Origin of the sequence: Clostridium sp. 001 (assembly GCF_019056555.1) — a bacterium.
GTDB classification, from domain to species: Bacteria; Bacillota; Clostridia; order Clostridiales; family Clostridiaceae; genus Clostridium_B; species Clostridium_B ragsdalei.
In genome coordinates, this window is record NZ_CP020473.1 from 3,577,096 (window position 1) to 3,598,994 (window position 21,899).

A 21,899-nucleotide genomic window follows, 5' to 3' on the forward strand; every position below is an offset into this window, starting at 1 on the left:
TACAGATGTAATATTTTCAGGAGGATCAGTGTTATGTATAGATGTCCTTTTATGGACCAAGATGAATATATGGAAGAAGATTATATGTATGATGGGGATATGGACTATCCTCAGAATATGTACTCCCCTGACTTTTATAGAATGTGCCCTATGTTTTTAAATGCTAGGAAGAATGCATATATGAGGTGCATGTATCCTACAAATTATATGCAGACACCAGCACCAACATATCCATATTATGATTCTGAAGAAAAAACGGAATATGTACCTTTCGATGAAAAATATGAAGATTTGCAAGAAGAAACAGAACAAGAGGAAGAAGAGCCAGAAGAAAAAAATATGGAAGACGAACAGGAAACTGTAGATGACAGTTATGGTGGTACAAGAATTAGAACTGTAGATATATCGGATATTCAGGATTAAAAAGAAAAATGGACTACTCAAAGCAATTTCAAAAAATTGCTATTGCAGTAGCCCTTTTATTTGTATTAAGACATGGCAGCAGTAAGAGGTGGGATAACCTGTTTTTTCCTTGATAGAATACCAGGAACATAGGCACCATTATCAGTTAAAGTTATGTTAAAGGCTTTAGAAACTACATCCTGTTTTTCACCTATGGCAATTAATTCAGATCCACCTTTTAATATATCTGTTACCATAAGAACTATAAGACCATAATTTTCTTCTTTACATTTTGATTCCATAACCTTTATAATGTCTTTCCTAATGGATTTAAATCCTTCTGTATCCATAGTCGAAATCTGTCCAACACCTACTTTTACTTCTGAAATATTAAATGCTTTGAAATCTTGATTTAATAATTCTTCAGGAGTTTCTCCTTCAAGAGAAGAACCTGCTTTAAACATATCATTAGAGAAGGTTTCAGGATCTATTTCAGCTATAGCTGCTAATCTTCTAAGTATCATTTTGTCTAAATCTGTGGAAGTAGGTGATTTAAACATAAGGGTATCTGAAATTATAGCAGAACATAAAAGTCCTGCAATTTTTTGAGATGGTCTTATGCCATTTTCAAAAAATTTGGATGCAACTATAGTTGCTGTACAACCTACTGGTTCATTTCTAAAATATATAGGTGAACCAGTTTGGATATCTCCTACCTTGTGATGGTCTAATATTTCAAGTATTTCTGCATCCTCCAATCCTACAACAGATTGAGATTTTTCATTGTGATCTACAAGTATTACTTTCTTTTTGTTTTGTGATATTAAATGATATCTAGACATACTTCCAATAACTTTATTTTCTAAATTCACTACAGGATAACTTCTGTATCTGGTTTGAAGCATAACTTCTCTTACATCTTCTATTAAGTCATTTGTCTTAAAGCAGACTAAGTTATCTTTTTTCATCACATACCCTATAGGAATACTTTGAGGGATTAGCCTAGCAGTTGTAAAAGTATCATAAGGAGTAACTATAATGGAACAATTAACTTTTTTTGCTTTTTCCAGTATGTCATCATTTACTGTGTGATTTCCTGTTATTATCATAAGTGAAGCTTTGGAATCAAGTATAATATCCTGTGCGTCTACCCTGTCACCGCATATAACTATGTCCCCTTCTTCTATGAATTCACAGATACTTTCTGGCTGCATTGCAGCAATTATGACTTTTCCTGTAAACTTGATGTTTTCATTGGAAGCATAAGCACATTTGGCTGATAATGTATCCAGTATATTTTCAAGGGTAGTGCCGCTTTTTTGAATTACATTGGAATCCCATATGTCCATATAACAGGAGGTTATGTTGGATTGAGATGCAACACCTATTAATTTATCGTCTCCATCTACTACAGGGAGGGTTTTAACATTATTTTTACTTATCATTGACCAAGCTGTTTTTATGGAGGTTTCAGGGGATATAGGATTTACATTATCAATATCTAAATCAGAAATTTGAGGTTTAACATTTTCCATTAGTTTTGGTGGGGTAACTTTAAAGTAATCAAGTACAAATTGAGTTTCTTTATTTAGCTCTCCTAACCGTATAGGAATTGTTGTAACTCCTATTTTATTTTTAAATTCAGCATAAGCTATTGCGGAACATATAGAATCTGTATCCGGATTCTTATGCCCTGTAATGTATACAACATCGTTCATAATTTTTCCTCCTAAGTGTATATATGAATAATATATCTATTTACAAAAGTAATGTTACAAATACACATAATATTATAGCAAAAAATCACTTAATTATCTATATATAGGGTTATAATGAAAATTAACTTATACAGGTCATTATATTTTACGTATAAGTTTAAATTTCAATTAAAAACCTTATATTAATTATATCCAGATATTATTATAATTAACAGTTTACAATGCATAATTTTGGTAGATTTTTCTCCCAGAGTGTTATTAAAAATCTAAAAATTAAGCAGTATGAGCATTAAATTTTTAGATTTTCTGTGACAACAGAAAATCATCTTTAATTGTGAACTGTGCATGGTGAATTGTGCATCGTGCACCGTGGATTGTGAATTGACTGTCATAATGTAAGGCAAAAGGGGCATATATTTAATTAACGTAGAGAAAATAAATGCCTTGGAGGGATAAGATTGATTAATGAAAGGGAGTTAGAAAGTGGTTTAACTCAAGTTGAGGCAGAGAGAAGGCTTAAAAAATATGGAGCCAATGTACTTAAACAGAAAAAAAGAGTATCTCCTATAAAAATATTTATTTCTCAGTTTAATGATTTTATAACCTGGATACTTATAGTAGCCACAATTATATCCGGATTTATGGGGGAAAAAGCAGATGCAATAACTATACTCATTATTGTAATTATGAATTCCATACTAGGTTTTGTACAGGAATTTAAGACAGAAAAATCTTTAGAAGCATTAAAAGAAATGGCATCCCCTACTTCAAAGGTTATAAGGGATGGAAAAGTGAAGGTTATAAATGCAGGAGAACTAGTAATAGGTGATGTGATACTTCTGGAAACTGGGGATAAGGTTCCAGCAGATTGTATTTTACTTTCTACTGGAAATTTCATGGTAGACGAGTCCCTTTTAACTGGAGAATCTGTAGGAGTGGAAAAGGATAGTGGAGATAAAAATAATTCACTATACATGGGTACCATAGTGATAAAAGGCAAGGGAAGGGCAAAAGTTGTTGAAACAGGAATGAAGACAGAAATGGGAAAAATAGCAGGTATGCTTCAGGACATTGAAAAGGAAAGGTCTCCTCTTAAAGAAAAGCTTGCTTCCCTTGGAAAAGTGCTTGTAGTCATGTGTATTGCTATATGTATTGTAGTTACATTGACTGGAGTATGGAGAGGTCAAGACAAGTATGAGATGTTTTTAGTAGGAGTTAGTTTAGCTGTAGCTGCTATTCCGGAAGGCCTTGCGGCTATAGTAACAGTAGCACTAGCTCTTGGAGTATCTAGAATGTTAAAGAGAAATGCATTAATAAGAAAACTACCGGCAGTGGAAACACTTGGATGTACTTCAGTGATTTGTAGTGATAAGACAGGAACTCTTACTGAAAATAGGATGACTGTAAAGGCTCTTTATTTTAATGGAAGGGTACATAGGATAGGCAAGGATATTTTACCAGAAAATGTCCTTATGAAAAAAGCTTTTACATATTGTAATGATTGTAATTTTGATATGAAAAAAGCAGATATTTCAGGGGCGGTTATTGGAGATCCTACGGAAGTAGCTCTTATAAAAGCTTTTTTCAAAGATATTAAAACTTTAAACACCTTTTTAGGAAAGGCCAGGAGAACTTATGATATACCTTTTGATTCTGATAGAAAAATGATGTCTGTTATAATGAAAGAAGGTTCAAGAAAGATAGGTTATGTGAAAGGGGCACCGGAGAGAGTTATAAGAAGGTGCAAATATATATTAGATGGAAGTGAAGTACGAATTTTTACTTCAGATGAGAAAAATAAGGCTTTGAAAGCAGTGGAAAAAATGTCTTTTGATGCTTTAAGATGTATAGCAGGTGCTTACAAGGACAAAGAAGTGGTGCCAGGTAAGTCTTTGGAGGAGAATTTAATATTTATAGGTGTAGCGGGAATTATAGATCCACCTAGAAAGGAAGCAAAAGATGCAGTATTAAAATGTAAATTAGCAGGTATAAGGCCAGTTATGATAACTGGAGATCACAAGAATACGGCTTTTGCTGTTGGAAAAGAACTGGACATATGTAAACATGAATCAGAGGTTATAACTGGAGAGGAATTAGACAAGCTGAGTGATAGACAACTTGCAGTTAAGATACAAGACATATCCATATTTGCAAGAGTTAATCCGGGACATAAACTTAGAATAGTAAAAGCCTTTAAAGCTAAAGGTAATATTGTAGCTATGACTGGAGACGGAGTAAATGATGCACCTGCAGTAAAAGAAGCGGATATAGGAATTTGCATGGGAATTGCAGGTACAGATGTAACAAAGGAGGCTTCTTCTATGATACTACTTGACGATAATTTTGCTACCATAGTATCTGCTGTAGAAGAAGGAAGAGTTATATATGATAATATAAGAAAGTTTATAAGGTATCTCTTATCTTGCAATTTAGGAGAGGTTTTAACCATGTTTCTTACTTCTATTTTTTATTTAGATACTCCGCTTTTGCCTATACAAATACTAATGGTAAATTTAGCTACAGATGGTCTTCCTGCTATAGCTCTTGGAGTTGATCCACCTCAGGGAGATATAATGAGGGGTAAGCCTAGAGCTAAAAATGAAAGTATATTTGCACGAGGACTAAGTGAAAAAATTATTGTGAGGGGAGCACTTATTGGAGTGTGCACAGTGCTTGCTTTTGTAATAGGATTATATCTAGGCTTTGGACTTAAGACATCCAGAACTATAGCACTTTGTACTCTAATAATGTCACAACTTATACATGTATTTGAATGTAGATCAGAAAATCATTCATTATTTGAGATAAATTTATTTACAAATGTTTATCTTTTAGCTGCAGTTGCTACATCTATTACTATGGTTTTATGCATACTTTACTTGCCATTTTTACGTGGAGTTTTTCATACATCTGCACTTAGAATTTCACAGTGGGCAATAGTTTTGTTTTTCTCTGGGATAATTGCATTTTTAAACAGTCTTTACTTATACTTTAAATAAAAAAATTAGAATTGCTTAAAAGCAATTCTAATTTTTTTATTTAAATCTTTGAACTTTTTGAACTTTGGGCATTTTTCCCTCTATAGGAATTAAGTCCTTTTTTGTGGTCATATTTCGTATATTTATAAGTTCTACGCTTTCTCTATTCTCTTTTCCTCTTTTCCCTTTAAGTCCTTGAACTAAAACCAGATTGCCTTGATGTATAGATATGAAATCAGGCTTCTTAAACCATCTTTTTTTAATATAAGAGCATTTTACTATGTTTCTGCTTCTATCAGGTCTTACTAAAAGTGTTACTGTTAATTTATTAAATATCCATAATATAGTTTTTTTACTAACTTTGACAGATACAACAGTGCCTTGAACCTGAGTTAACCTGTCGCCATATTTTTTTAAATAAGATTTTGTGTAATATTGAGCAATTTTCTCCTTAAAACTCATGTATATACTAACTCCTTTGTTACTTTATTTTGTTTATACGATTATTAGAAATAACAGACAAAATTTGATTATATTATACCATAGTATATTTATTTTTGAAACACGCCTATAATTTTTAGTATGTTTTTTATATGAGGTTGATATACTTATTTTTTTATTTTCGTTCCTAAATAAACTTTTTAAGAATACTATTATATTAGACTAAGTATACAAGGAGAATGGGATATGAATTATAGGGAATTACCTAAAGAACAAATCATATATGATTTTAAGTTAGATGATATTGACTTTAGCGAGGATGATAGAGATGATTTAAATAGAAATGTTGATTATATGCCTGAGTATAGTAGAGTATATGAAAATATGAAGGATGCATTAACAATAGATAAACAAGGATACAATGTTTATCTTATAGATGAATTTTCAAAAGATAAACTTAAAAATATTAACAAGTTTATAAATGAAACTATGAAAGATAAAATAGAACTTCAGGATATATGCTATATAGTTATGAAAGATATTAAAAATCCTAAAGTATTGTTTTTAAGGCCTGGGAAAGGTAAAAAACTAAAAAGTATGCTAAAGAAAATACAAAATATATATGCTAATTCTACTTATGAATTTTACAATGGATATGAGGACAAACAAAAGAAATTGTTGGTGCAAAACATTCAAAAAAAACGAAGTTATTTGATAAGTAAAATTGTAGAAATGTCTAAAAGTGAAGGATTTTCATTAAAAATTACGGAAAATGGTTTTAGCTTTGTTCCTTTAAAAGAAAATGGAAAAATGATGAATGAGATAGAGTATGAGTCTTTAGATTTAGAAAAAAAGGAACAAATAGTAAACAAAGTAAATGTACTTAAGATTCATGCAGAGAGGATATTAGATAAATTAAAAGATATGGAATCCTATGAAATGGAAAAGATTAAAATCCTCATAGATGAACATTATAAAAAAGATACAAAGAAATTAAAGGAAGAATATTTTAACGTATTTAGTAAGGATAATAAGGCATTAGAATTTTTAAGCAATATATGTAACAATATAGAAAGTGAAATTAAAGAGATATATTCTATAAACTATGAAGATGATGTAGATAATATACGGAATATAATATATAGGTATTCTGTGAATGTACTCATAGATAATAGTGATAAAGACAAACTACCTATAGTGTTTGAAGAAGATCCGTCTATAAATAATTTACTTGGAAGTATAGAATATGAAAATAAAAATGGGACTTATGTTACTGATCCAAGCCTCATTAGACCAGGATCACTTTTAAAGGCAAATGGTGGAATATTAGTACTTCGAGTTAGCAGTCTTTTAAATAATAAAGGAGCATATTATTATTTAAAAAAGTCTATTATAAGTGGCAAAGTTGACTTGAATTATAATAGAGGATATTTAGAATTATTGTCTTTAAGTGGATTAAAACCAGAACCTATAGAGTTTAATGAAAAAATAATACTTATAGGAGATTACCGTACCTATGATTTACTTTATACTTATGATGAAGATTTTAAAAAGATTTTTAGAATAAGAGCTGAGTGCAAATCTATTTTACAGATGGATAAGGATGCAAAGAAAGCTTTCTTATATAAAGTGCTTTCTATATGTAAAAACAATAAATTACATCCTGCGGATGAGGGAGCTGTAAAGGAGCTGGCGAAATTTTTATCCAGAAAAGCTGAAAATAGAGATAAATTTTTTATGGATGACTATGATCTAGAAAGAATTTTAATAATTTCAGACAAAAGAGTTTGTGAAGATCATAGGGATTTTATAAATGAAGAAGATATCACGAATACAGCTTATAAAGAAGAAATTATAGAGGGTCAGGTAGTGGATTCTTACACAGAAGGTCAGATATTTATAGACGTAAAGGGTAAAACGGTGGGACAGGTAAATGCTCTGTCGATAATTGACACAGGGTATTTTAATTTTGGAAAGCCTATAAGAATAACCTGCTCGTGTTACAAAGGTAATGGAAATATTATAGATATCCAAAAAGAAAGTGACTTAAGTGGAAAAATTCATAACAAGGCAATAAATATATTAAAGGGGCATGTTAAAAATTTAAGCGGTGGTTATAATAGAGTACCTGTGGATTTTTATTTAAGCTTTGAACAAATATATGGAAGAGTAGATGGAGATAGTGCTTCCGTAGCAGAGTTAGTTAGTATTATATCTGCACTTACGAAAATAAGTATAAAACAAAATATAGCTGTAACAGGTTCCATAAATCAGTTTGGAGAAATACAACCTATAGGAGGAGTGAATGAAAAAATAGAAGGTTTCTTTAAAATATGTAAAGTATTAGATAATACAAAAGGGAAGGGTGTACTCATTCCAAAGTCTAATGCAAGCAGCTTAGCATTAAAAAGTGAAGTGGAAAAGGAAATAGAAGATGGTAATTTTCATATTTATATTATGTCTAACTTAAAAGATGCAGTGGAAATTCTTATGGAAGAAAATTATGATAATGTAATTCATGAGGCTAAGAAGGAGCTTAAAAAGTACTATAAAAATAAAGAACAATAGCAGAATTCTTAAAGACTGCAGCTGATCTCGAGAAATCTGCTGCAGTTCTTTTTAGGATTTTATTTCTTCATTAGAAGAAGAAAGTTGATTCCTATTTCTTATAAATAAAGTTGCTATTAAAGCGACGATTACAAATATGGTACACAGCATCAGTGCATAATCAAAAGCATCTGAGTATGCTTGACGGCTTACTAGTTTTACAAGGGTACTTTTAGCTTGAACCTGCTTATCTACTGTAGATAGTCCAATCTGTGAAAGACTTTGCTGAATTTGGTTTAAAAGATTTAAAGCTGTATTGTTAAAAGGAGTTATTTGTTCTGAAAGCTTATGGTAATATATTTCTGCCTGGCTGCTAAGGGAATGGGTCATCATTGTTATTGAAACGGAGCCGGATATTTGTCTTATTGTATTTTGGATGGTAGAACCTTGAGTCACTAATTTTTGAGGCAGCAGATTCATTCCAAAAGTAGATAGAGGCATCATAGTGAGACCTATTCCTGCTCCACGAAGTATCAAAAATAAATTTGCAGTGTCTTTTGAAGTATTAGAGGTAAGCATGCCTAATTGATAACAAGAAAAAAGTAATAAAATTAATCCTGGTAGTATTACTATTTTTTCATTAACTTTATCTATTAGTTTTGCACTTATAGGCATCATAACGCCGGTAACAATGGCAGAAGGAAGTAAAAGCAATCCTGTTTGCATTGCAGTGTATCCATCAATTTTTTGAAAAAATAAAGGCATTGCATATACTCCACCCATTAAACACATGTTTATGAGTGCCAGAGCAATTAAGGAAAAAGAAAAATCTAGTCGTGCTAGTAATTTTAAGTCCAGAAGCGGCTCTGGAACAGATAATTCGTTTATAATAAATAGTATTAAATTAAAAATTCCTATTGTTAGTAGAAGGGGATTTTTTATATCACTCCAATCTATAGGATTTTGGCTTAGTATATATAAAATACTTACAATGCCTACTGTTGAAAATACAAAGCCTAAAATGTCAACTTTTTCAGGGGCTTTATGTGGAAATTCCTTAAGCAGTAGTGCTGATAAAATTGTTGTCATAATTCCTATTGGTACATTTACATTGAAAATTAACCTCCAGCTTAGTTTTTCTATAATGTAACCACCTAGAGTAGGACCTATGGCAGGTGCTGCCATGCTTGCTATTCCCCAAAATCCCATGGCAAGTCCTCGTTCTTTGAAATTAAACATTTTAAGAATTATAGTCATACTTACAGGCATGATCATTCCTCCGCCAATAGCCTGAATTATACGGAAAATTATCATGCTTGTGTTGCTCCAAGCAATACCGCAGAGCAGGGAACCTATTGTAAATGATATTAAGGAAAAAATATATAGTTTTTTGTTTCCAAATTTTTCTGAAAGAAATCCTGTAATTGGTACAATTGCACCTAAAGTAAGGGTATAGGCAGTTAAGACCCACTGAACATCATCCAAAGATACATTGAAAACTGCCATCATTTTAGGTATTCCAATATTTACTATACTGCCATCGAGAATAGACATAAATGTGCCCATAATTACTACTGCAAGACTAAGCCATCTATATGAATCTGAGTTATTATCTTCTGCCATTTAAAACTACCTCCTTATTTAATATGAATTTTAACAATTGCGTTGGTTCCCGGCAGCAATTCACAGTTGGTAGTTTCAAATGAAATTTTTACAGGAATTTTTTGAACAACTTTTGTAAAAGTTCCACTAGTTGATGTAGGTATAAGTGCTAGATCAGAATTGGCATATTTACCAATTGATTTAACTTTACCTTTAAATTGCTTATCACCATATTCATCTACTGTAATGTCTACAACTTGTCCAGGCTTTATTTTTCTTGCTTTTGTCTCTTCTATATTGGCATTTACGTATAAATTGCTGGGATTTACCATTATAGCAATTTGCTGTCCTTGAGAAAGTACCTCTCCTACAGTGCCGCTTTTTTTGAGGACAATTCCGCTGATTGGTGCCCTTATAATGGAACTGTCTAAGCTTGTATCAGGAAGATTTCCCATGTCCTGTCTTGCAATTATTTGGTTTTTTTGTACGTAGTCTCCGTCATCTATATTTATTTCTACGAGCTTTCCTGAAATTTGAGGAGTTGCTTTAATCAAATCTCCTTGAATTGTGGAATCGTCTGTTGAAACGTAATACATATTGTTGTATACATAATAGGTAACTATTCCACCAATAGCTATCATCATAAGTAACAGTACTATTCCTATCAATACTTTTCTATTTTTCAATCTTAACACCTACCTTGTTTTTACAGCCTATTTCTGCAAACATTCCTGGTTTTAACACATTATTTTCATCTTTAATAGTAACTTTTACTAGTGCATCTTTGCTATGAGAATCTATCTGGGTGTCTATTACGGAAATTTCTCCTTGAAATATACCGTTATTGATGTTAGATACTTTTACATTAACCTGGTCACCAACTTTTATTTTAGTGAGTAATTCCTGAGGAACATAACTATCTACGTGCAATTGGTCAGCATTTACTATAGTAAGAAGAATTTGACCAACACCAGACATTTCTCCTTCATTTACATTTTTAACGGTAACTGTTCCAGATATAGGGGCTGTAATAACTCCGTAACTAAGTGAAGTTTTTGCTGTATTTACACTAGCCTGAGCTTGGTTTACAGTAGCTCCCACTGCATTTATATCACTTTCGGTTGATCCATTTTGAAGCATAGTTAAATTTTGGCTTACAGATTCATATTGAGCCTTTGAACTGGAAAGGACTTGCTCGGCTTGGTCTACATTTATTTGGGCAGCACTACCACTTGCAAGAAGCTGTTTTTCACGATCGTAATTTTTCTGGGCAATATCATAAGCGTCTTTAGCACCATCTACGGCTGCTTTTGTAGAAGCAATTTGTTCAGGTCTTGAACCGGATTTGATTTTAGCTAGGTTAGCTTGAGCGGTTGCCACAGATGCCTGAGCTTGGTCTACCTGAGCCTGCAGATCTTTTGTATCTAAGTAGATAATAGGATCTCCTGAGTTAACCTTGCTTCCCACATCTACTTTGATTTGAGATATTTTTGCGTTGATCTTAGCAGATACATTGGAAGAGGTATTTGCTGCAATTTTTCCACCAAAGAGGTATATGTCTTTGGATGATGAGGTAGAATTTTTTTTGTTAGATGAATCTAAACTGTCATTGTGAGAAGAACATCCAATAAATAGTAAAGTACATATTAATAATGTTGATATTAGCTTTTTCATTTTTATCCCCCTTAAATTGAAATTTATCTATTATAGAGATATATGTTTTAATCAATGTTTAAAACATTGTTTAATAAAATAATAGTATTTTATAGTAGGATTGTCAATATAAATTTAATATTATCAGCATTTATCATTAGAAATTCAAAATTCTTGAATGTAACTATTGACAAAAAACATATAAATAAGTAATATAATATTCAAAGATGTTTTAAACAATGTTTCATAATACATAGTTATTTTAGGAGGATATTAAATGAAATATAATTCAAAAGATATTCCAAATGCTAAGGATCGAATATTGAATTCTACTCTTTATATTATTGGAAAAGAAGGATTTCAAAATGTTACTATAAGAAAAATAGCAGCGACAGCTGATGTTAATGTAGCGTCAATTAATTATTATTTTGGTTCAAAGGAAGGTGTAATTAACGAGGCGTTAAAATGTCTTACCAGTAAATTTATGAGTTCTTTTGAAATTCTCGAAAATAAGCAGATTGCACCAATAGATAGACTTAGGAATTTCCTTAGGAGTTACTCTGATGCTAGCGTTGAGTATCCAGATGTATTTAGAAATTTTGTCAATCAACTTATTATATATAAGGATGACTTGAAATTTGATTATATTAAATTTATTGAAGATGAAGGAGTCTTTAAGATAAAAGATATTTTATCCGAAGTTACGGGAATTAAAGATGAAGAAAAATTATCCATGATGGCACTGCAGGGAATTGCTAGTTTAATTTTTCCTGTAATATCTGATAACCAAACAAGAAAATTTTCTAATTTAAATTATAAGGATAAAAATGTTAGGTATAAATATATAGATATGTTAATTAAGTCGCTTCAAGGCAATAGTATATAATGCAATTCACGATGTACAATTTGGAATTGTATTAAATTTCCACTCTCTGCTAGAAATTTGTATTGTAATATGCAAAAAAAGAACAAAATGTTTTAACATTTTGTTCCTAAATTATTAACTATGCATTGTGAATTGTCTAAACGTTGAACCTAAAGTTAACTACATCTCCATCCTGCATAATGTAGTCTTTTCCTTCCAATCTATAGCATCCCTTTTCTTTTGCAGAAGTCTCGGAGCCGCATTCCACGAGTTTGTCGTAGGATACAATTTCAGCTCGTATGAATCCCTTTTGTATATCAGTGTGTATCTTGCCTGCAGCTTCCGGAGCTTTAGTGCCTTTCTTTATGGTCCATGCTCTTACTTCTTTTTCTCCAGCAGTTAAAAAGCTCATAAGACCAAGTAACCTATAGCTGCTGTTTATTAATTTATCCAGACCTGCTTCATTTAAACCATATTCCTTTAGCATCTCAAGTCTTTCATCATCTTCTAGAGAAGAAAGTTCTTCTTCTATTTTGGCAGAAATTATTACTACTTCTGAGCCTTCCATTTTTGCATATTCTTGTACTTTCTTTACAAAATCATTTTCCAAATTTCCGGAAGTTAAGTCATCTTCAGAAATATTGGCTACATAGAGTACAGGTTTAGTTGTAAGTAAAAAGAAGCTTTTAACAAGTTCGGCTTCATCTTCATTTAGATCTAGAGTTCTTACAGGATTGCCTTCTTCTAGATGTTTTTTTACTTTTAACATAATTTCATATTCAACTTTTGATTCTTTATCTCCACTTTTCGCAAGTTTCGACACTTTTTCAATTCTTCTGTCCATTACTTCTAAATCTGAAAATATAAGCTCTAAGTTTATGGTTTCAATATCACGAATAGGGTCCACACTGCCATCTACATGTACAATATTCTCATCTTCAAAACATCTAACTACATGTACTATAGCTTCTACTTCCCTTATATGTGATAAAAATTTATTTCCAAGGCCTTCTCCCTTGCTAGCACCTTTTACAAGTCCTGCTATATCGTAAAATTCAATAGCTGTATATACCTTTTTCTTTGAATTGTACATTTTTTCAAGTACATCTAATCTTTTATCTGGTACACTAACCACTCCTACATTTGGTTCTATAGTACAGAATGGATAATTGGCAGATTCCGCACCTGCCTTTGTTATTGCATTAAATAGGGTACTTTTGCCAACATTTGGCAAACCCACAATTCCAAGTTTCATCTATGTACATTCCCTTCTTAAAATATAATTAACTGGTGTAAAATTCATCTAAATTATACTCTACAGAGCATATTATTTCAATAAATGTAGTTAATATAAACTAATTCTGCTGGTTAGTAGAAGGAGATGAAAAAAATTGATGAAAAAATAAATTTAATAGGTTTAAAAAAAATATTAAAAGTCTATTAAAAAAGAGGAAATTTTATGTTAATATAGAATAAGTAATTTGGTGGATTAAAGTGGTTGAAAGTGGAGCGTAATAGAAGTAAGAGGTGTAATGATGTTTTTAGGTGAGTATGAACATTCACTAGATAGTAAAAATAGAATAATTATACCTTCTAAATTTAGAGAAGAATTAGGGAACAAATTTATTTTGACTAAAGGTTTAGATAGTTGTCTTTATGCTTTCCCACTTTGTGAATGGCATTTACTTGAAGAGAAGTTAAAGAAACTTCCACTTACTAATAAAAATGCAAGGGTTTTTGTAAGATTTTTTTTCTCCGGGGCAAATGAAATGGAACCTGATAAGCAGGGGAGAATTTTAATACCCCAGACACTCCTAGAATATGCAGATATAAATAAGGAAATAGTAAGTATAGGAGTATCTAGCAGAATAGAGATATGGAGTAAAGAAAATTGGATAGAATACAATAATTTAAATATAAATTTTGATAATATAGCGGAACAAATGAATGAACTTGGAATATAAGCATCTTTAAAAAAATATCCGTCATATCTTTGACTTGTTATTTTTTTCAGATGCTATAGCAAAATTGGAGGATGTATTATATGAAATTTAAACATGTACCTGTACTACTTAACGAGACTATAAATAGTTTAAATATTAAAGAAGATGGAATATATGTAGACTGCACTTTAGGAGGAGGAGGGCATTCCTTTGAAATCTTAAAGAGGTTATCCCATAAGGGAAGGTTAATAGGAATAGATGAGGATACATCTGCTATAAATGCAACAAGGGAGAGACTAAATGAATTTAAAAATATTACTTATGTTCACAATAACTTTTATTATATAGATGAAATTTTAGAAGAACTTAAAATAGATAAAGTTGATGGTATACTTATGGATCTTGGAGTTTCGTCTTATCAACTAGATGAATCAGAAAGGGGATTTAGCTATATGAAGGACGCTCCCCTTGATATGAGAATGAATAGGGATAGTTCATTATCCGCTTATGAGGTGATTAACAATTATAGTGAGGAAAATCTTTATAACGTTATAAGGGACTATGGAGAGGAAAACTTTTCAAAGAGAATAGCAAAGTTTATAGTAACTGAAAGGGAAAAAGCTCCTATAAATACAACATTACAGCTTGTAGATATAATAAGAAATGCAATACCTGCAAGATTTCAAAAAGAAGGTCATCCTGCAAAAAGAACTTTTCAAGCTATACGTATAGAAGTAAACGGAGAACTTAAAATATTGAACAAAGCAGTAGAGGATAGCGTAAAAAGACTGAATACAGGCGGAAGAATATCAATTATAACTTTTCATTCTTTAGAAGATAGAATTATAAAAACTAAATTTAAAAAATTAGAGAATCCATGTACTTGTCCACCGGATTTTCCCCTATGTGTGTGTGGCAAAAAACCTATTGTAAAAATAATAAATAAAAAGCCTATAATACCTACAGAAGAGGAAAAAGAGAAAAATTCAAGAAGTAAAAGTTCTAAGCTTAGGACAGCAGAGAAAATTTAGTTCTAAAATTTAAAAGAGGTGAATAAAGTGATATTAATGAACAAAGACAGTATGGTAAATGGAAATACTGCCCTTCAGCCAGAGTACAAGCCTTACAAAGAGACAGAAGAAAGAAAGATTAAAACTAAGGATCCGAATAGGGCGTTAAAGGTAAAAAAGAAACTAAAAGTAATTAGAAACATATGTGTGGTTTTTATTGTAGGTGTTATTCTGGTCTATAGATATTGTGCAATATACAATTCACAGACGGAGCTAAATTCTATAGAAAACGATATAAGTGAAATTAACAAACAAAATGAAAACTTGAGAGTAGAACTTGTAAAATACAATAATTTGGGATACATAGAGGATAATGCAATAAATAAATTACAGATGAAGGTACCGGATAAAGGAAATGCAGTATATACAAATTTAGATAAGAAAGTTATTAAAGTAGAAGAAAATTCGGATGAATCAGAAATGCACAAGGGGATATTAAGTGAGTTGAAGCAATTGATATGGAGGTAAATAATTTTGGCTAAAAAGGAATACAGAGATAGAGTAATTATCAGAAAAAGAATGGTAATTATTTTTAGTTTTCTATTTATGGTTTTCTTTTTACTAGTAGGGAGAATGTGTTATGTAATGATATACAGATCGCCACAGCTTAAATCCATGGCAATAGCTCAATGGACAAGTGATGTCAAAATTGATGCAAAAAGAGGAAGAATTTTAGATAGAAGTGGAAATGAATTAGCAGTAAGTGCTAATGTGTACAGAATTGATTTGGATATGAATACGTTGAGAGACACTATGGAAGAGAAGAAGATATCGGAAGATAAAATATCAGAAGAGTTAGCAGAGGCTCTTTCTATGGATAAGAAAGAAGTATCAAAAATAATGAAAAAAACTCTTCCAGGAGGGCTACCTATTGCTTCTGCTACGCTTAAAAGAAGAGTGGAAAAAGCTGAAGCGGATAAAGTTAGAAGTTTAAATTTAAATGGAGTACTTGTATCTGCAGATACTAAGAGATATTATCCAAATAATAACTTTTTAGCACAGGTAATAGGACATACTAATTCAGATGGAGTTGGACTTACAGGAGTAGAACTTTATTATAATAAGGATTTAGCAGGTACCCCAGGTCGTAGAATTGCAGAATTAGATAGAAAGAGTAAAGAACTTCCCTATACTATTTCAGAATTTACAAAACCTGTAGATGGAAAGGATATAGTACTTACTATAGATGAAATGATACAACATTTTGCAGAAAAATCTGCAGAGCAGGCACTTAAAGATTATAATGCAAAAGCAGTTTCTATAACAATTATGAATCCTAAAAATGGAGAAATACTGGCTATGGCAAATAAACCTGATTACAACCCAAATTCTCCTTGGGTAGATAATAAATCTTACTCAGAGCTTCAAAATATATGGAGAAATAGAGCAGTAAGCGATACTTTTGAACCAGGTTCCATATTTAAAGTTATAACTGCACAAACTGCGCTTGAAACAAATTCAGTTAGTGATAGTGATACATTTACATGTAATGGAAGCATAACCATAGGCAATAGAGTTATACATTGCTGGGTATCTGCTGGACATGGTGTACAAGGTTTTCCAGATATAATTAAAAATTCCTGCAATATAGGCTTTGCAGAGCTTGGCAAAAAAATAGGAAAAGAAAAATTAAATGATTACATACAAAAATTTGGATTTGGTCAAAAAACTGGAGTAGATTTACCAGGAGAAGCTAAAGGAATAATCAAAAAGACGGAAAATATAAGCGATGTAGATTTGGCAACTATTTCTTTTGGACAGACGGATACAGTGTCAGCAGTTCAGTATCTTAGAGCTTTTAATGCAGTGGCAAACGGAGGAACTTTAATTACTCCTCATGTTATGAAAGAAATAGAACATTATGATGAAAATAGTAGCAAAGAAGTTACAGATAAAAAATATGACTTAGCTGGTAATAGTAAAAAACTTTTGGATAGTAGTAAAACTGCAAAGCTTAGATCATACCTAGAAAGGGTAGTTACAGAGGGCAGTGGAAAAGGTACTTTTATAGAAGGTTATCACATAGCAGGAAAAACAGGTACAGCCCAGAAAGCTGGAGTTGGAGGATATCAGACAGGAAAATATGTTTCTTCATTTGCAGGTATGGCACCTTCGAATGACCCTAAAATAACAATTTTAATTTCTATAGATGAACCAGATCCATCCACTTATTATGCAAGTCAAACTGCGGTACCTACAGCAAAGCAGGTTTTTGAAGATGTACTTAATTATCTTGCAGTGAAAGGGGATACATCACCTTAAGGCATTTATCTGATGGATTCATTGATAAAAATAATTAACTTGTTCTTTACATGAAGTGATTAGAAAATTATAATAAAATAGTGAAAGATTTGATAGAAAATTACTTTAAGGCATGCAGTACTATTATTTATTAAGTCTGCATGCCAATGCTATGTGTAGATTATGCACAAAGTGTGATGGGAGTACTATGGATGGTAGTCATCAGACAATTTTAAATTAGGGAGTGTATACTATGAAATTAAAGAAAGTGATGAACGGACTTACATATGAAGTTGTTAAGGGAAATGGTGATTTAAATATAGGGGAAATTCAATATGATTCTAGAGAAGTCAAATCTGGAGATGTTTTTGTATGTATAAAGGGATATGTTACAGATGGACATAAATACATAGATAAGGCTTATAAAAATGGTGCGGCAGCTATTGTAATAAGCGAAGAAGTAGAAAATGTACCCGATTGTACTGTGATAAAGGTAAAGGATACAAGAAAAGCACTTGCTATTATTTCATCAAATTACTATGATAATCCTTCTAAAAAGATGAAAATAATAGGAATAACAGGAACTAACGGTAAAACTACATCTACATTTATGATGAAATCCATACTAGAGACAGCAGGTTATAAAGTAGGACTCGTAGGTACTATAGCAAATTATATAGGAGACAAGAAAATACCTTCTCATAGAACTACTCCTGAATCTTTAGAACTTCAGAAGTTATTTAAACAGATGGTGGATGAAGGAGTTAAGTATTGTGTTATGGAAGTATCTTCTCATTCACTCTACCTAGATAGAGCATACGGAGTGAAATTTTCAGAGGCAATATTTACAAATCTAACGAGGGATCATTTAGATTTTCACAAGACCTTTGAAAATTATTATAAGGCCAAATTAATATTATTTAAAAATACTATTAATTCTGTTATAAATATAGACGACAAATATGGAGATAGAATATATGAAGATGCATTAGGAACCAAGATAACCTATGCTATAAATAAGGAAGCTGATTTAAAAGCTGATGATTTAAATATACATTCTAGAGGAGCTAATTTTAATATAACATATAGGGGGCAGACAGCGCATATAAATTTAAATATACCAGGTAAATATAATATAATGAATGCTCTTGGAAGTGTAGGGGCATGCCTTTGCGAAGGTATAAGTTTAGAAGTTGTGAAAAAGGGACTTGAATCTATGGATGCTGTACCTGGAAGATGTGAAATAGTTACTAAAGGGTATAACCTTGGATACGAAGTCATAGTAGATTACGCCCATACTCCAGATGGGTTGGAGAACATATTGAAAACTGCTAGGGAATTTACTACAGGAAGACTTATAGCTGTCTTTGGCTGCGGTGGAGACAGGGATAATACCAAAAGACCTATAATGGGCAAGATAGGTACAGAGTTATCTGATTTTGCAGTTATAACTTCAGATAATCCAAGAGGAGAAGAGCCTATGGCAATAATTAATGAAATAGTAAATGGTGTTGAAAAAGATGATTACAAGGTAGTTGAAAATAGGAAAGAAGCTATAAAGGAAGCTATACATATGGCACAAAAAGGAGATGTAATTGTGGTTGCAGGAAAGGGGCATGAAGATTATCAGATATTAAAAGATAAGACCATACATTTTGATGAAAGAGAGATAATATCTGAAATTTTAGACAATGCACAGTGATCAATTTACAATTATAGAGTTTTTAGTTTGAAAGTTAACTTATACTAGAGCATATAATGACAAATTGCAGCACATTAAAAACTTTAATAAGTTTTTAAAATTGCCTTCAATTTTGTCATTACATGTTATGTATAAGTTCAAATTTCGATTAGAAAGCCTATAGAGTTTGAAAAAATAAATAACAGATAGCAAAGAACAAATATCAGGTAATGATGGAGTACTTTCTAGTATAAGAAAATATTAGGCTAAAATATTCTAAGACTTTAAAAAGTTATCATTTATTTGAACTCTGATATTTGAACTTTTAACTTTAAGATAATTGCCTAAAAGAGGGGAGAATAAAAATTTGGAATACATGAGTTTTGATGAAATAGTAAATGCTGTATCTGGACAAGTGATAATTTCTGGGAAATATAGTGGATATAGAAATGTAAGTACAGATACTAGAAAAATTGAAGAAAAAGATATATTTATTGCCCTTAGAGGAGAAAGATTTAACGGAAATAAATATGCTGCAGCTGCAAGTGATAAAGGTGCTTCTATATGTATTGTGGATGAAGTATATTTTAAAAAAAGTGAAATAAATGAGTGTACTAGTGTAATTCAAGTTAAGGATGGAAATCAGGCGTTGCTTGATTTAGCAGAATTCTATAAAAGTAAACTTAATGTAAAAGTAATAGGAATTACAGGTTCTGCAGGTAAAACAACAACAAAGGATTTAATAGCATCTGTATTAAGTGCTAAGTTCAAAGTGTTTAAAACAGAAGGCAATCTTAACAATCAAATAGGACTTCCACATATGATATTTAGATTGGATAATAGTTATGATGTGGCAGTGCTTGAGATGGGAATGAATAATAGGCAAGAAATACATAGCATGTCAAAATCTGCCAGACCAGATATTGCAGTAATAACCAATGTACTTAGGGCACATATAGGAAATTTAGGAACAAGAGAAAACATACTTGCAGCAAAACTTGAAATAACAGATTTTTTTTCAAAGGATAATACTTTAGTAATAAATTCAGACAATGATATGTTAGGCAATTTAAAAGAAGATAGATTTAACATAAAAAGAGTTGGACTAGAAGAAAATTCAGATATATCAGCTTATGATATAGAGGTAAAAGAAGATTTTATAAGTTTTAACATATGTGAAAACAATGTTAAGATGGAAGAGAGGTTTAAGGTAAATGTACCTGGAAAGTACAATGTATTGAATTCTCTACTTGCAGTTGCTTGTGGGAGAATTTTAAATATGACTTATGGAGAAATAAGAGAGGGTTTAAAAAATATAGAGACTACTGCAATGAGAATGGAGATATGTAAAGGAAAAAAATTCAATGTAATTAATGATAGTTATAATGCTAATCCTGAGTCAATGAAAGCAGCTATTGATGTTTTGAAAAATTTTAAATCAAAAAGGAGAGTAGCTGTATTAGGTACTATGGGGGAATTGGGAGATGAATCCTGCAAGATGCACGAGGAAGTAGGAAAGTATGCAGGAGAAAATGGCATAGATATCTTGATAGCCCTTGGGGAATATGTAGAAGATTTTAAAAGGGGATTCCAGTTAACAAGTAAAAAAGGAAAATGTATTAGTTTTGATACCTATGCAGAAGCTTTGGAGTTTGTTTTAAAAAAGTACATTGAAAAGGGAGACACAGTACTTGTAAAAGCTTCTAGAGTAATGAAATTTGAAATTATAGCAGAAGAACTAAAGAAGAACAGCAATAATTAGGAGGTGAATGCCCTTTTGTTCGGGGCAATATTATATGTATAGATTAATTTATTCTGTACTAATTGCATTTTTTATAGCTATTTTAGAAGGACCTATTTTGATCCCTCTTCTTCATAAACTTAAATTTGGTCAGAATATAAGAGAAGATGGCCCAAAGAGTCATCTAAAAAAAGCAGGGACTCCAACTATGGGAGGAGTACTATTTATACTAGCAACTTTTATAACTATGGCAATTATAGTAAAAAAACCATCAGATGAGGCTATGATAGCCCTTTATGCTTTTGTGGCTTTTGGAGTAATAGGTGCTATTGATGATATGTTAAAGATATTGAGAAAGCAAAATTTGGGACTAAGAGCTTATCAAAAAATGATATTATTATTAATTGTATCTGGAATATTTGCCTACTATTCTGCCAATAATCCATATATAGGGACATCTATAATAGTTCCTTTTGCACATAGAAGTTGGAATTTAGGAGTATTTTATATTCCGTTTATAATAATATATTTTGCAGCAACTACAAATGCAGTGAATTTAACAGATGGACTTGATGGATTGGCAACGTCAGTTACACTTTTGATAATGACTTTTTTAGCTCTAGTAAGCTTTGCTATGGGACACGTTACTTTAGCTATTTTCTGTGCAGTTCTTGCTGGAGCACTTTTAGGATTTTTGAAATACAATGCTTTTCCAGCTCAAATATTTATGGGAGATACAGGATCTCTGGCACTGGGAGGTGCAGTAGGTGCAGTAGCTATGATACTAAAACTTCCACTATTGGTTATAATAATTGGAGGAATATACGTAATAGAGGCAGCGTCTGTAATGCTCCAAGTGGCTTCCTTTAAACTTACAGGAAAGAGGATATTTAAAATGGCCCCAATCCATCACCACTTTGAACTTTCAGGTTGGCATGAGACTAAAGTAGTTTCTATATTTTGTATAATTACAGTAATATTGTGTCTGTTAGGATTTCTATCTTTGTAAAATGAAAA

The 21,899-nt window shown here is 31.5% G+C and carries 17 protein-coding genes; 11 read left to right on the top strand and 6 right to left on the bottom strand.

What is annotated here, in order from left to right; all coding sequences use genetic code 11:
* The first annotated feature begins 33 nt into the window (after positions 1–33).
* Entirely contained in the window at positions 34–423 is a 390-nt protein-coding gene (locus B5S50_RS16620) for a hypothetical protein (protein ID WP_154104944.1), read from the top strand.
* Between the two features lie 65 nt (positions 424–488).
* On the opposite strand, the gene B5S50_RS16625 is transcribed toward B5S50_RS16620, so the two are convergent.
* Positions 489–2,120, bottom strand: a complete 1,632-nt coding sequence (locus tag B5S50_RS16625) for a putative manganese-dependent inorganic diphosphatase (RefSeq protein ID WP_065077615.1) — start codon at positions 2,118–2,120, stop codon at positions 489–491.
* Positions 2,121–2,581: 461 nt separating this feature from the next.
* Between B5S50_RS16625 and B5S50_RS16630 the strand changes: the two genes are divergently transcribed.
* Entirely contained in the window at positions 2,582–5,119 is a 2,538-nt protein-coding gene (locus B5S50_RS16630; RefSeq protein ID WP_207644792.1) for a calcium-translocating P-type ATPase, PMCA-type, read from the top strand.
* 36 nt (positions 5,120–5,155) lie between these two features.
* On the opposite strand, the gene B5S50_RS16635 is transcribed toward B5S50_RS16630, so the two are convergent.
* Positions 5,156–5,560, bottom strand: coding sequence for a hypothetical protein (locus B5S50_RS16635; protein WP_065077613.1), 405 nt, complete (start codon positions 5,558–5,560; stop codon positions 5,156–5,158).
* Between the two features lie 225 nt (positions 5,561–5,785).
* Between B5S50_RS16635 and B5S50_RS16640 the strand changes: the two genes are divergently transcribed.
* A complete protein-coding gene (locus tag B5S50_RS16640) occupies positions 5,786–8,107 on the top strand; it encodes an AAA family ATPase (protein WP_065077612.1) in 2,322 nt (773 codons plus the stop codon).
* 51 nt (positions 8,108–8,158) lie between these two features.
* On the opposite strand, the gene B5S50_RS16645 is transcribed toward B5S50_RS16640, so the two are convergent.
* The 3 genes from B5S50_RS16645 to B5S50_RS16655 are packed head-to-tail and all read right to left on the bottom strand — an operon-like array spanning position 8,159 to position 11,362.
* Positions 8,159–9,709: a DHA2 family efflux MFS transporter permease subunit gene (locus tag B5S50_RS16645; RefSeq protein ID WP_217302366.1), complete on the bottom strand. Its 1,551-nt coding sequence runs from the start codon at positions 9,707–9,709 to the stop codon at positions 8,159–8,161.
* A 14-nt stretch (positions 9,710–9,723) separates the two neighbouring features.
* Positions 9,724–10,374: an HlyD family secretion protein gene (locus B5S50_RS16650; RefSeq protein WP_242872097.1), complete on the bottom strand. Its 651-nt coding sequence runs from the start codon at positions 10,372–10,374 to the stop codon at positions 9,724–9,726.
* Complete coding sequence (locus B5S50_RS16655; RefSeq protein WP_217302367.1) at positions 10,364–11,362, bottom strand: HlyD family secretion protein; 999 nt, start codon at positions 11,360–11,362, stop codon at positions 10,364–10,366. Before B5S50_RS16655 ends, B5S50_RS16650 begins: the two co-directional genes overlap by 11 nt.
* Positions 11,363–11,618: 256 nt before the next feature.
* Here B5S50_RS16655 and B5S50_RS16660 point away from each other — a divergent pair, with 256 nt between their 5' ends.
* Complete coding sequence (locus B5S50_RS16660) at positions 11,619–12,227, top strand: TetR/AcrR family transcriptional regulator (RefSeq protein ID WP_065077609.1); 609 nt, start codon at positions 11,619–11,621, stop codon at positions 12,225–12,227.
* 136 nt (positions 12,228–12,363) lie between these two features.
* Here the strand turns inward: B5S50_RS16660 and ychF are convergent, their stop codons facing one another.
* Entirely contained in the window at positions 12,364–13,461 is a 1,098-nt protein-coding gene (gene ychF / locus B5S50_RS16665) for a redox-regulated ATPase YchF (protein WP_065077608.1), read from the bottom strand.
* Between the two features lie 280 nt (positions 13,462–13,741).
* Between ychF and mraZ the strand changes: the two genes are divergently transcribed.
* From mraZ to mraY, 7 genes are all read left to right on the top strand, one after another.
* The gene (gene mraZ / locus B5S50_RS16670; RefSeq protein WP_065077607.1) at positions 13,742–14,170 is read left to right on the top strand and encodes a division/cell wall cluster transcriptional repressor MraZ; all 429 of its coding nucleotides are present in this window, start codon (positions 13,742–13,744) and stop codon (positions 14,168–14,170) included.
* A gap of 80 nt (positions 14,171–14,250) precedes the next feature.
* Positions 14,251–15,180 carry a 16S rRNA (cytosine(1402)-N(4))-methyltransferase RsmH gene (gene rsmH / locus B5S50_RS16675; protein WP_065077606.1) on the top strand — a complete coding sequence of 310 codons (930 nt, stop codon included), beginning with the start codon at positions 14,251–14,253 and terminating at the stop codon, positions 15,178–15,180.
* A gap of 36 nt (positions 15,181–15,216) precedes the next feature.
* A complete protein-coding gene (locus B5S50_RS16680) occupies positions 15,217–15,687 on the top strand; it encodes a hypothetical protein (RefSeq protein WP_217303819.1) in 471 nt (156 codons plus the stop codon).
* Between the two features lie 6 nt (positions 15,688–15,693).
* Complete coding sequence (locus B5S50_RS16685) at positions 15,694–17,481, top strand: stage V sporulation protein D (RefSeq protein ID WP_065077604.1); 1,788 nt, start codon at positions 15,694–15,696, stop codon at positions 17,479–17,481.
* Between the two features lie 232 nt (positions 17,482–17,713).
* Entirely contained in the window at positions 17,714–19,162 is a 1,449-nt protein-coding gene (locus B5S50_RS16690; RefSeq protein WP_065077603.1) for a UDP-N-acetylmuramoyl-L-alanyl-D-glutamate--2,6-diaminopimelate ligase, read from the top strand.
* Positions 19,163–19,508: 346 nt separating this feature from the next.
* Positions 19,509–20,903, top strand: a complete 1,395-nt coding sequence (gene murF / locus B5S50_RS16695) for a UDP-N-acetylmuramoyl-tripeptide--D-alanyl-D-alanine ligase (RefSeq protein WP_217302368.1) — start codon at positions 19,509–19,511, stop codon at positions 20,901–20,903.
* Positions 20,904–20,937: 34 nt separating this feature from the next.
* Positions 20,938–21,891 carry a phospho-N-acetylmuramoyl-pentapeptide-transferase gene (gene mraY, locus B5S50_RS16700; protein WP_217302369.1) on the top strand — a complete coding sequence of 318 codons (954 nt, stop codon included), beginning with the start codon at positions 20,938–20,940 and terminating at the stop codon, positions 21,889–21,891.
* Positions 21,892–21,899 lie beyond the last annotated feature (8 nt).

Bases quoted from the DNA above. Each gene is read 5' to 3' on its own strand.
- B5S50_RS16620 (WP_154104944.1), top strand. From the start codon at position 34: ATGTATAGATGTCCTTTTATGGACCAAGATGAATATATGGAAGAAGAT.
- B5S50_RS16625 (WP_065077615.1), bottom strand. From the start codon at position 2,120: ATGAACGATGTTGTATACATTACAGGGCATAAGAATCCGGATACAGAT.
- B5S50_RS16655 (WP_217302367.1), bottom strand. From the start codon at position 11,362: ATGAAAAAGCTAATATCAACATTATTAATATGTACTTTACTATTTATT.
- B5S50_RS16635 (WP_065077613.1), bottom strand. From the start codon at position 5,560: ATGAGTTTTAAGGAGAAAATTGCTCAATATTACACAAAATCTTATTTA.
- B5S50_RS16680 (WP_217303819.1), top strand. From the start codon at position 15,217: ATGAACAAAGACAGTATGGTAAATGGAAATACTGCCCTTCAGCCAGAG.
- rsmH (WP_065077606.1), top strand. From the start codon at position 14,251: ATGAAATTTAAACATGTACCTGTACTACTTAACGAGACTATAAATAGT.
- B5S50_RS16645 (WP_217302366.1), bottom strand. From the start codon at position 9,709: ATGGCAGAAGATAATAACTCAGATTCATATAGATGGCTTAGTCTTGCA.
- B5S50_RS16660 (WP_065077609.1), top strand. From the start codon at position 11,619: ATGAAATATAATTCAAAAGATATTCCAAATGCTAAGGATCGAATATTG.
- mraY (WP_217302369.1), top strand. From the start codon at position 20,938: ATGTATAGATTAATTTATTCTGTACTAATTGCATTTTTTATAGCTATT.
- mraZ (WP_065077607.1), top strand. From the start codon at position 13,742: ATGTTTTTAGGTGAGTATGAACATTCACTAGATAGTAAAAATAGAATA.
- B5S50_RS16640 (WP_065077612.1), top strand. From the start codon at position 5,786: ATGAATTATAGGGAATTACCTAAAGAACAAATCATATATGATTTTAAG.
- ychF (WP_065077608.1), bottom strand. From the start codon at position 13,461: ATGAAACTTGGAATTGTGGGTTTGCCAAATGTTGGCAAAAGTACCCTA.
- B5S50_RS16690 (WP_065077603.1), top strand. From the start codon at position 17,714: ATGAAATTAAAGAAAGTGATGAACGGACTTACATATGAAGTTGTTAAG.